Genomic DNA, 12,515 nt, shown 5'->3' on the forward strand with positions numbered 1-12,515 from the left:
GCCAATTCAGCTCGACCGACATCGACCACGATGCCACCGCCAGCTGGTCCATCAATGGCTCGCCAACTGGAATCTACGGCTCGATCGCCGTGGACAGCACTGGCCAATGGACCTACACCCTGGCCAACGGCAGCGATGGCGTTGCCAGTGCCGTGCAATCGCTGAAAGCCGGCGAAAGTCATGATGAAGTGTTCAGCGTGCAGGTCAGCGATGGCCTCGGCGGTGTGGATACCCAGCTGGTCACCGTCACCGTCAGCGGCAGCAACGATGCACCGGTGCTCAGCTTCGCCACCGGCAACGATGCCGGCAACGTGCAGGAAGACACCACGCTCAGCGTCAGTGGCCAGTTCAGTTCGGCCGACATCGATCACGATGCCACCGCCAGCTGGAGCATTGCCGGGTCCAATACCGGCACTTATGGCTCGATCGCCGTCGACAGCACTGGCCAATGGACCTACACCCTGGCCAACGGCAGCGATGGCATCGCCAGTGCGGTGCAATCGCTGAAGGCTGGCGAGAGTCACGACGAGGTGTTCAGCGTGCAGGTCAGCGATGGCCTCGGCGGCGTGGATACTCAGCTGGTCACCATCACCGTCAGCGGCAGCAACGACGCCCCCGTGCTCAGCTTCGCCACCGGCAACGATACCGGTGCAGTGCAGGAAGACAGCAGCCTCAGCGTCAGCGGCCAGTTCAGTTCGGCCGACATCGATCACGCGGCCACCGCCACCTGGAGCATTGCCGGGTCCAATACCGGCACTTATGGCTCGATCGCCGTCGACAGCAGCGGCCAATGGACCTACACCCTGGCCAACGGCAGCGATGGTATCGCCAGTGCCGTGCAATCACTGAAGGCCGGCGAGAGTCACAACGAGGTGTTCAGCGTCCAGGTCAGCGATGGCCTGGGCGGCGTCGATACCCAACTGGTCACCGTCACCGTCACCGGCAGCAACGACCAGCCAACCCTGACCATTGCCGACACCACCGGCGCGATGAATGAAGGCGATGGCACCGCCACATTGAGCGACAGCGGCGCCCTGAGCTTTGCCGATGTGGACAACACCGACGCGGTGACCGTGTCGCAGACCGCCAACAACGACATCGCCTGGAGCGGCGGTACGCTCAATTTGGGCGTGGCTTCAGCACTGGTGGCCGGCTTCTCGGTTGATCAGGACAGCTGGAATTACAGCACCAGCCAGAACCTCGACTTCCTCGGCGCCGGTGAAACCATCACCTTCTCGTACACGGTGGTCGCCACCGACGACAGCGGCGCGGCTAATGCTGCTTCGGCGACTCAGACCGTGACCATCACCCTCACCGGCACCAACGACCAACCAACGCTGACGATCGCCGACTCTACCGGGGCGATGAACGAAGGCGATGGCGCGGTGATGCTGAGCGACAGCGGCGTCCTGAGCTTTACCGATCTAGACAGCACCGACACGGTGACCGTGTCGCACACCGCCAACAACGACATCACCTGGAGCGGTGGCACGCTCAATGCTGGCGTGGCTTCGGCACTGGCCGCCGGTTTTTCGGTCGATCAGGACAGCTGGGATTACAGCACCAGCCAGAACCTCGACTTCCTCGGCACGGGTGAAACCATCACCTTCTCGTACACGGTGGTTGCTACTGACGACAGTGGCGCGGCTAACGCTGCTTCGGCGACGCAGACTGTCACCATCACCATAACTGGTAGCAACGACGCGCCCGTGCTCAGCTTCGCCACCGGCAACGATGCTGGCAACGTGCAGGAAGACACCACGCTCAGCGTCAGTGGCCAGTTCAGTTCAGCCGACATCGATCATGCTGCCACCGCCAGCTGGTCCATCAATGGCTCGGCAACCGGCAGCTACGGCTCGATCGCCGTCGACAGCACTGGCCAGTGGACCTACACCTTGGCCAATGGCACCGATGGCGTTGCCAGTGCCGTGCAATCACTGAAGGCCGGCGAAAGTCATGATGAAGTATTCAGCGTGCAGGTCAGCGATGGCCTCGGCGGCGTCGACACCCAACTGGTGACCGTCACCGTCACCGGCAGCAACGATGCACCGGTGCTCAGCTTCGTGTCGGGTAATGATGTCGGCGCGGTGCAGGAAGACACCAGCCTCAGCGTCAGCGGCCAGTTCAGTTCGACCGATATCGACCACGATGCCACCGCCACTTGGAGCATTGCCGGGTCCAATACCGGCAGTTACGGCTCGATCGCCGTCGACAGCAGCGGCCAATGGACCTACACCTTGGCCAATGGCACCGATGGCGTTGCCAGTGCCGTGCAGTCGCTGAAAGCTGGCGAGAGTCACGACGAAGTGTTCAGCGTCCAGGTCAGCGACGGCCTCGGCGGCGTGGATACCCATCTGGTGACCATCACCGTCACCGGCAGCAACGACGCGCCGGTGCTCAGCTTCGCGACCGGCAATGATGTGGGTGCGGTGCAGGAGGACAGTACGCTCAGCGTCAGCAGCCAGTTCAGTTCGGCCGACATCGACCACGACGCCACGGCCAGCTGGTCCATCAATGGCTCGGCAACCGGCAGCTACGGCTCGATCGCCGTCGACAGCGGCGGCCAGTGGACTTACACCCTGGCCAATGGCAGCGATGGCATCGCCAGTGCCGTGCAGTCACTGAAGGCGGGCGAGAGTCACGACGAAGTGTTCAGCGTCCAGGTCAGCGACGGCCTCGGCGGCGTGGATACCCATCTGGTGACCATCACCGTCACCGGTAGCAACGACGCGCCGGTGCTCAGTTTCGCCACCGGCAATGATGCCGGCAACGTGCAGGAAGACACCAGCCTCAGCATCAGCGGCCAGTTCAACTCGACCGATATCGATCATGATGCCACCGCCAGCTGGTCCATCAATGGCTCGCCAACTGGAACCTACGGCTCGATCACCGTGGACAGCAGCGGCCAGTGGACCTACACCCTGGCCAACGGCAGCGATGGTATCGCCAGTGCCGTGCAATCACTGAAGGCCGGCGAGAGTCATGACGAAGTGTTCAGCGTACAGGTCAGCGATGGCCTCGGCGGCGTCGACACCCAACTGGTCACCGTCACCGTCACCGGCAGCAACGACGCCGCAGTGCTATCCTCGGCCAGCGTCACGCTGACCGAAACCAATGCTCCGCTGACCACCGGTGGCAGCCTGACCGTCAGCGATATCGACAGCCCGGAAAGCTTCCAGGCGCAGTCTGGCACCACCAGCGCAAACGGGATCTTCGCCATCGATACCACGGGTAACTGGAGCTATACCGCCAATTCGGCCTTCGACGCACTCAATGTCGGTGACAGCCTGACCGACACCTTCGCGGTATTCAGTGCTGATGGCACCGAGACCTCGGTCAGCGTCACCATCAACGGCACTAATGATGCACCGGTAACCGACCTGAACGGTGGAGGCGCCGGCAACGACGCAACCGCGGCCTTCACCGAACAGACCTCCGTGCTGATCGCCCCGTCGGCGACCATCACCGACATCGACTCGGCCAACCTGACCTCGATGACGGCGACGCTGACGGTGCGCCCCGACGGCAACGCCACCGAGTCGCTATCGCTTAACGCGAGCGCCACTACGGCAGCGGCCGGCCTGACGGTCAGCTACACCACCGGCACCGGCGTATTGTCGATCACCGGTTCGGCCACCAAGACCACCTACCAGACGATTCTGGACGGTATCCTCTACAACAACTCCAGCGATACGCCGACCACTTCTGATCGGACGGTGAACGTTCTGGTCAGCGACGGCATCGACAGCAGTATCTCGCACAGCGTCACCATCGGCATCACCGCGCTCAACGACACACCGGTGAACACGCTGCCGGCAAGCTACACGACGAATGAAGACACCGCATTCAAGCTCAGCGGTTTGTCGGTGGCTGACGTCGACGCTGGCGCTGGCAGCATCTCGGTCACGCTCACGGTCGGCAGCGGCTCCTTAACGGCCGCGACAGCAGGCAGTGTCTCGGTCAGCGGCTCGGGCACCGGCAGCATCGTGCTCACGGGTACCCTCGCCAACATCAACACTTACCTGGCCACGGTCGCCAACCAGCCGACCTACACCCCGGCTGCCAATGCCAACGGTACGGTCACCCTGACCATGCTGACCAATGACGGTGGCAACACGGGCACTGGTGGAGCACTGAGCGACAGCGACACGATCAACATCAACATCACCGCGCTCAACGACACACCGGTGAACACGTTGCCGGCAAGCTACACGACGAATGAAGACACCGCATTCAAGCTCAGCGGTCTGTCGGTGGCTGACGTCGACGCAGGCACTGGCAGCATCTCGGTCACGCTCACGGTCGGCAGCGGCTCCTTAACGGCCGCTACAGCAGGCAGTGTCTCGGTCAGCGGCTCGGGCACCAGCAGCATCATGCTCACGGGTACCCTCGCCAACATCAACACTTACCTGGCCACGGTCGCCAACCAGCCGACCTACACCCCGGCTGCCAATGCCAACGGTACGGTCACCCTGACCATGTTGACCAATGACGGTGGCAACACGGGCACTGGTGGAGCACTGAGCGACAGCGACACGATCAACATCAACATCACCGCGGTCAATGACGCGCCGGTACTGTCCGGGACAGTTCCGACGTCGGTCAACGTCAGCAGCGGGGTGTTGGTGAGTTCGTTCCTGAGTTCCACGGATGTGGACAGTGGTGCACTGAAGGGCATCGCGATCACCGCTGCGACCCGCACAAATGGCTCTAATGGCAAGTGGCAGTACTCAACAGACAGTGGATCGACGTGGACAGATGTCGGCACGGTAAGTACGAGCTCGGCGCTGCTGCTGCGTAGCGGCGACTTAGTACGCATGACCGGTAACGGAAACGCGGGTAATCTAACCTACAAGGCGTGGGATCAGACGTCGGGCACGTTTGCGACGAAGGTCGACCCTGGCTCAGGCGGGGGTACCAGCGCGTTCAGCACGACCAGCGTTATATGGTCGGTCACCCACCCGGCAGGCATCGCCGGCGAGCCGATCAACTTGGCTCTGGCCAACCCGTCGGCGGATCACAGTCTTCCTGTCACGGTAACGATCACCGGAGTTCCAGCGGACTGGATAGTGAACGGCGCCACGCATCTCGGCGACGGCAGCTGGTCGGTCACCACTATCGATCCCTCGGTACTCACCGTCACTACGACGGCAGGCTACGTCGGCGCCATGGTGTTGCTCGTAACGGAGACCTGGACCAATACAGACGGAACGACAGGAAGCGCCATCGTCTCGAACAACGTAGAGGCCTACGCCCCAGGCTCACCAATCTTCGCCTTGTCCCTCAACGACAACCTGACCGGCTCGTCCGGTGCCGACACCTTCGTCTTCGCCCAGCCGATCGGTAACAACCAGATCTATAACTTCGATGCCGCAGCGGACAAGATCGACCTGATCGGCTTCACCGGCGTCACCGGCTTTGCTGACTTGAGCATCACTAACGACGCAAACGGCAATGCACTGGTCAGCATAGGCACCGGCCAGACGATCACCCTGAAAGGTGTCGATGCAGCGAACTTGAGCGAAGCGAACTTCCAGTTCGATGTGGACCCGCTCACCAACAACGCCGGTACCCTCACCATTGCCGACGGCGCGATCATGCCGTTCGGTGGCAGCATCCATAACAGCGGCACCATCGAGCTCGGCTCCGCCGGCAGCACGACCAGCCTTGAGATTCTGTTCCGTGGCGCGACCTTGAGCGGTGGCGGCCAGGTGCTGCTATCCGACAACTCACAAAACGTGATTTTCGGCGGCAGTGCGGACACCGTGCTGACCAACATCGACAACCGCATTTCCGGCGCCGGCCAGTTGGGCGCCGGGCAGATGGTGCTGATCAATGCGGGGCTGATCATGGCCAGCGGGCTGAACAGCCTGGTGCTCGACACCGGTACCCACACCATCACCAACAGCGGGGTGCTGGAGTCCACAGGCCCAGGCGGCATGACGGTTGCCAGTACGGTCGAAAACACCGGCCACTTGTGGGCCAACGGTGGCGACCTGCGCCTGCTGGCAGACGTGACCGGTGACGGCAGCGCCACCATCGACGGCGACGCGACCCTGACCTTCTCCGGTGCCGCACACGGGTCTGTTGCCTTCCACGGCGAAGGCGCGGGCACGCTGGTGATCGCACAGGCCGAAACGGCGGGCTCGCTGGTCGGCATCCTCGGTCTGGAAAGCAATGACTTGCTGATGTTCGGCGATCTCGCTTTCGGCGCCAACACCCAACTCAGCTACAACGCCAACGCCTCTGGCGCCGGCGGCCTGCTGACAGTGGACGACGGTGCGCATCGAGCCGAGGTTAACCTGCTGGGGCACTACACGGTGGAAGACTTCCAGGTCACCGACGGCGGCCAGGCCGGCACCCAGGTCAGTTACCACGGTGAATCCAGCGGCACGCTGGTGGGCAGCATGCTCGCGGACACGATCAGTGGCGGCGACGGCAACGACATCATCGTGGGTCGTGGCGGCGAAGACACCCTCAGCGGTGGCGCGGGAGCCGATGTGTTCGCCTACCTCAACGTGAATGAAGGCGGCGACCATATCCTCGACTACAACTTCGCCGAAGGGGACACAATCGACCTCTCCGCACTGCTCAAGGCCAACTTTGTCAGTGGCACCAGCCAGGTGTCGGACTTTGTCCAAGTGGTGCAGACCGGCAGCGACCTCACCGTGAAGGTGGATACCGATGGTGCAAGTAGTGGCAAGAACTTCGTCGATGTGGCGGTGCTTGACCACACGGGTACGCCTGGGCCCGATCTGGTGCGCACCTGGTTCGGGGATGCCGAGCATGCGCTGACGGCGTGATATTGGGCTGGAGTTGAGCAGTTGATGATTGTGGAGACCAGGGCAGGTCGAACCATTATCTGGCTACTCAACTCCTTCGCTCACGCTGCATGACCCCTGACTGGTTGATTCACCGGCGGATGTAACGCGTTAGATGAACCTCTGGGCTGCGTAGTTTAATGTGCACTACCCTGGAAAAGGATTTCATCGTGTACATCAAAGGACGCTACATCGTATCTGCCTGCGCACTGCTGTTTTTCCAGCACGCACTGGCGACCGGAATGGACTGCACAAAAGCGGCAAACGCTGTCGAAAATACAATTTGCGCAAACAAAGGGCTGTATGAGCTGGATACGCAAATGGGTTCGACCTATCGAACGCTGATGAGCGCCGCTTCGCAGGCGCAGGTTGAACTGAAGAGATCTCAGCGCCAGTGGTTGAAAGTGCGCAATGAATGCGTCGAAGACGTCGCCTGCCTGGACCAACACTATCGCGAACGCTTGCAGGCACTGCACGTGCAATGGGTCGACTCCGTTGCCTATCAACCCGACGACGTCGACAAACAGGTGATGGAGGATTTGCAACAACGCATCCAGGACCTGAGCAAGGATAATCCGGAGTTTGCGCTGGAGCGGGCACTCAACTCTATGGCGTTCGACAGCGGCACAACGTCATTCCCTGGCGACCCGGGTGAAGATGAGCAATCCCTCTTTCCCAAGAGTATTCCCCAAGATGTCACGGAGGACGAGTGGAAGGCGCTGAAAGCGTCCGGCATCGACGACGCCGCTGAATCCGGGAACACCTCATACACGCTGATGGATATGGATGGCGACGGACAGCGTGACCTTATCGTAGAAACCTATTCCGGCGGCACCGGGATGTTCAGTTACACGCAAACCTACCGTCGCAGTGAAGGCCGGTTCATCAGCAGGACATCGGGGCCTGCCCATGAATCCGGCCCACTTTTCTATACCAATGAACGCGGCGCCAACCAATCCGTGAACTGGATCAAGGCTCGCGGAAAAATGTACGTCGCCTACCGAAACGGTAGCTACGGCGTTGACCAGGTCTTTCTTCTCAATCCCCTGAAGATCAATAACAAAGTGCCTACACTGACCGTTCGCTACGGCTATCAACTGACAGTGCCCCACACTCAATATCTGGAGGACGGCACCACCGCTTTCGAACTGGAGCCTGCCCTGCAAAAGGTACTCGCGAAAGCCTTGAACAAAGTGAATGCAGGTGAAGCTTTGGAGACTGCCCGGCAGAAAACTCCGATCTGCCCCATCCCCTCTTCAGTACAAGACAGTGATGACTATTACAGCTTCGGGGCGAGTTACTACGCGGTCGAACCCGTCGCCGATATGCCGGTGGTCATCGGGAATGAGTGCTTCATCGCAAGACTGATCAATTGGTACGGGAGCTACGGCGACAAGGACGGACTGTTTGCACTACTGACGTTGCGCAAACCGGGATCTGAAGACCAGGAGCGCAGTTATTCGGTCAACGGACGTCGACATATCGCACAAGTGAGCACATCGATTGGCAAGGCCGAAGGTGGGGCTGAAAACTTTTAGTCAGTTATTCACCGATGGACAGCCACAAAAAAGCCCCACCAGATCACTCTGTGTGGGGCTTTCAAATATGTGGTGTCTGAACCAGCTGACATTTCCCCCTTCCGGCAGCTCGACTCTGCTGCCGTAGATTGGAGCTTGACCAAGCGTCTGTACCGCAATGGCGCCTATTTTCTCTGGGGGAAGCACAGGCATCCCATATTTTTCACAGATGATCTTTTCCATCGCATCCGGAAAAACCAAATCACCTTCGTTCAGAACAGCTCCCTGGATACCAATTCGATTGATGGTTCAGTTGCTTCAGTCTTCGAGCCACCAATTCAAAAGCGCCTCGTCATCATCGTCATCCAGATTTTGATAGATGTTCGCGTAGTACCATTGAATCCCGGTTCTATCGCAGAACCGATTAAAAAACGCGTTGATCTTGTCCATCCCATTACTCGCAGGAACGGCGAGCGAGAGATTGCCCTTGAACACACCATCCAGCGTTCCACCCAACTCACAACCGACATAGCTCTCAAGCCCGGCGATATCCTCAGCAGGGATATAGTCGGCATAGATATGGATGCAGAAGTTGCCACCTCGCTCAATAACCACCGCATGGGTGTTTCTGTTTTCGATAGAGATGACATCTCCACGGGCCATATTCAGCGCCAGGCCAGGTGAGGACAGCAGTTCATAGGTTACCGCCCCCACCTGACGAGCCGGAAGTTCCTCGAATACAGAACCATCGCTGTCGCCTGCAAATACCTGAATCAGAACAGGGATGACCTTCTCGTCCATTCGGAACTCCAGGTTCGTGCCTTTCAAATTCGTCAAATTGGCCTGATAGCCGACCAGAGCACGCTTTCCAAAGGAGTAAATTCCACCCCTTTGATCCCTTTCGCAAGCTCTTTGAATGCGCCTGAGCAAATAAGCGTATTACTTCCTGAAATCAACCCCTTGAATTTGAACAAGTCACGCTTGAATTCGGGAGGTAATACCAATTTCTTGAACCTAAAAATCAACCCATCCTCTTCTATGAAAGTAGAAGCAGGGTCGGTCTCCGAGCGCGCATCCAGCTCTTCAAAAAGTACGGCATTGTAGCTTTTGGATGAAATAGTTTCCCCACCTTTGGAAACCACCTGAATAGGCACAGCGTCAGTAACACCTACGTCCAGCTCGCTACAAACAGACATAAAATCATCACTGACTATGTAGAAACGCGCCACACTGCGTATATCGAAATCATAGAACTTATCTTTAGAAATAAGCACCATACCTTCTGGATAGGGCGTGTGCGTTTTGTTATGAATCTTCTCTGCATACCACGGAAAAAATCCATACTCGACACCTTTGGTATTTGAGTAAAATTTATCATAAAGATCTGCCTGTAAGAAGCCAGCCGGGCAACCAGGTTCTTCCTTTTGAGAAAGTACGTAATATTCCATTCCGCTCACAACCGTCAATAATGGTTGATGGCTCAGTAGCCTCAGCCTTTAATATCCCACGTCAAACTTTTATCAGCTGCCTCATGCGCAAAAAAACACATCAGCGCCTGTTGGGCGGTTTCTTTATCAACATTTAACAGAATTGATTTTTTCGTCCACTTGAAAACCCAGATTTGTACCTTTCAAATTCGTCGAATCCCAGACCAGACAACTGTTTCCAAAGGGGTAAATTCAATGCCCTTGAAATCGGTCGCCAAATCCTTGAACGACTGAGAGCAGATCAGGCTATCACTCCCTGAAACAAGTCTCCTGTATTTGAAAACATCCAACTTCCAATCATCAGGGAGAATTAATTTCTTGAATCTGATGGGCCTACCATTTTCCTCGACAAACGTAGAGGCCGGATCGCAATTTGTCCGAACATCCATCTCATCGAACAATACAGCGTTGTAATTTTTTGAAGAGATACGCTTGCCCGCCTCGGAAACAACCTCAATTGCAACACTGTCAACCATTTTTACATTAAGGCTATTACAAGCAGCCAAAAACTCATCACTTACTACATAAAAAAACCGGGAAACACTACGAATATCAAAATCATAGTACTTATCCTTGGAGATCAAAACCATGCCTTCGGGGAAAGGTGTACGTGGCCCGGGCTTCCCTTTTTGCGCATACCATGAAAAAAACCCAAACTCAACGCCCTTTGTATTGGGATAAAATTTATCGAAAAGATCGGCATAGATAATCCCTATAGGACAGCCAGAGTCTTCCTTTTGAGAAAGTACATAATAATTCATGACGTACAACTCCCTATTCATCGAACTCGACGTTGTTTTGTTCCAGGCACAGACAAACTCGTTCTTAGTCTGGATTGGATTGCTGAAATCTAGGTGCGAGCCTGTGCCTTATCGATATCGCCAGAATCATAGTCATCACGAACTTTTTCAACCATATTTTCAACCATTGGCGTATAGACCTTACCATGCGACCCACAATGGTAAAAAACACGCTTGGTTTTCTGCATTTTGTCATGGGCTTTGCCACCCAATGCCCGATTGAGCGTGCTACTGCACAGCCCATTCGGATCGATCCACTGGGTCGGGCTGATCACATACTGATAGAAGTTGATACCGCCGGCGTATCCGATTGGATCGCGAGACACAAAGCGACCGACGCCAGGGTCGTAGTACCGATGGCGGTTGTAATGCAGTCCAGTCTCATGATCGTGATACTGGCCCTGGAAGCGGATCGGGTTATTCAACCCTTGTCGCTGGGCCGAGGATGAGCGTTGTTCAATCGCTTGTCCCCACACCCTGTACTGCGCGCTCCATGCCATTTCACCCTGCTGGTCGGTAAGTTCTTGTGGCGTGCCGAGGTGATCGCACTGATACCACGCAATCGCATCAAACGGTTGAGGAACAGGCGCGTGATTCCACAGCGGATCCTCGTCCGGTGTGTAAACATCACCATAAATGGGTTGAGGTACTAAACGAATGGGCTGGTGACTTAGCGCCTGTACCACTGGATTGAATGTACCGGGCTCAAATACGTAATGAACAGTGCGTCCGGTATCACCATCCAGCTGAGCGGGACTGCTCTCCCACGCCAGATTGTCACCGTCCCAACCGAACATCGTGAAGCCGCAACCATACTCACGTTGTTTGCGTGCATGTTCATTGCGATTCCACAGAGATCCGGCCTCTGGACGATGCTTATAGTGCGCTCGGGAGTTTTTGTGCAGGCGGCGACCGAGTGGGTCGTAGGCATAATCCACTGCCAGACGGTCATCTTCGAAATGCACCAGGCGATCGAACAGATCCCATCGCATCTCGCACACACTGCCATTACTCCAACGCTTGACCTGATTTCCGCGCTTGTCGTAGTCATAGTGCGTGCCTGCGTACTCACGCAACAAGTTATCGAGACGTTTGCTGCGCACGGGTTCCTGATCCAGGGGCCTGCGGATTGGACTTGCCCCTACCAAACCGGACACCAACTCCCCGTTAAATTGATGCTGCCGCCAAGCGCCTGAACTCCCTCGGCGAGCGATAGTTCAAGGCGCTGTGCGGATGCTGCTCGTTGTAATGCTCGAAGGCAATTGCCAGGTTACGCAACGCCGTTTCTCGATCCGGCTTGGGCATGTGTGCCACGTAGTCACGCTTGATTGTCTTCACGAAGCTCTCGGCCATGCCGTTGCTCTGCGGGCTGCGTACTGGGGTGGTCACTGGTTGCAAACCGATCTGTCGAGCAAACAGGCGTGTCTGTTCGGCGGTGTACGCCGAGCCGTTGTCGCTTAGCCATTGAACTGGCGTGGTGGGTAGTTGATCACCAAAACGCTTCTCCACGCTTTCCAGCATCAAGTCGCGGATATCATCGCCGCTGTACCCGGTCGGGCTCGCGACCCAACCGATGGCTTCGCGATCACAACAATCCAGGGCGAAGGTCACGCTCAGTTTGGCGCCGTCCTCGCAGCGGAACTCAAAGCCGTCCGAGCACCAACGTGTATCACTGGTTTGCACCGCAATACGGCCTTCGTGCCGACGCGGCACCCCGGGCTGTTTGATGCGCCGCTCCAGCAGTAAGTTGTGATCACGCATGCCCCGGTAAACCCGCTTCACGTTGATCGCCGGCAGCAACTGGGTTTCACGGGCGCGACGCAATAATCCCCAGACCCGACGGTAGCCATAGCTGGGCAGCTCGCTAACCTGCTGCTGGATTTCGACCAC

At 57.5% G+C, this 12,515-nt stretch carries 8 protein-coding genes; 2 read left to right on the forward strand and 6 right to left on the reverse strand.

The features are described from left to right. Positions 1–50 precede the first annotated feature (50 nt). On the forward strand, positions 51–6,803 hold the full coding sequence (locus AACY49_RS28815) for a VCBS domain-containing protein (protein WP_445262667.1): 6,753 nt from the start codon (positions 51–53) through the stop codon (positions 6,801–6,803). 188 nt (positions 6,804–6,991) lie between these two features. Beyond that, the gene (locus tag AACY49_RS28820) at positions 6,992–8,359 is read left to right on the forward strand and encodes a lysozyme inhibitor LprI family protein (RefSeq protein ID WP_339527565.1); all 1,368 of its coding nucleotides are present in this window, start codon (positions 6,992–6,994) and stop codon (positions 8,357–8,359) included. Here the strand turns inward: AACY49_RS28820 and AACY49_RS28825 are convergent, their stop codons facing one another. The 6 genes from AACY49_RS28825 to AACY49_RS28850 form a co-directional block, all read right to left on the reverse strand. Continuing rightward, entirely contained in the window at positions 8,360–8,581 is a 222-nt protein-coding gene (locus AACY49_RS28825) for an immunity protein Imm33 domain-containing protein (RefSeq protein WP_339527566.1), read from the reverse strand. Positions 8,582–8,656: 75 nt separating this feature from the next. Further along, positions 8,657–9,139, reverse strand: a complete 483-nt coding sequence (locus AACY49_RS28830) for a DUF4265 domain-containing protein (RefSeq protein WP_320393613.1) — start codon at positions 9,137–9,139, stop codon at positions 8,657–8,659. Positions 9,140–9,171: 32 nt separating this feature from the next. Continuing rightward, positions 9,172–9,786 (reverse strand): Imm43 family immunity protein, encoded by a 615-nt coding sequence (locus tag AACY49_RS28835; protein ID WP_339527567.1) that lies wholly within the window; start codon positions 9,784–9,786, stop codon positions 9,172–9,174. A gap of 182 nt (positions 9,787–9,968) precedes the next feature. Next, positions 9,969–10,586, reverse strand: coding sequence for an Imm43 family immunity protein (locus AACY49_RS28840; protein WP_339527568.1), 618 nt, complete (start codon positions 10,584–10,586; stop codon positions 9,969–9,971). An 89-nt stretch (positions 10,587–10,675) separates the two neighbouring features. After that, the gene (locus AACY49_RS28845) at positions 10,676–11,728 is read right to left on the reverse strand and encodes an RHS repeat-associated core domain-containing protein (protein ID WP_445262666.1); all 1,053 of its coding nucleotides are present in this window, start codon (positions 11,726–11,728) and stop codon (positions 10,676–10,678) included. Between the two features lie 64 nt (positions 11,729–11,792). Then, positions 11,793–12,515, reverse strand: a 723-nt coding sequence (locus AACY49_RS28850; protein WP_339527569.1) for an IS3 family transposase, incomplete at its 5' end; no start/stop codon positions are given.

It is taken from the genome of Pseudomonas sp. EL_65y_Pfl2_R96, from assembly GCF_963970905.1.
Lineage (GTDB): Bacteria > Pseudomonadota > Gammaproteobacteria > Pseudomonadales > Pseudomonadaceae > Aquipseudomonas.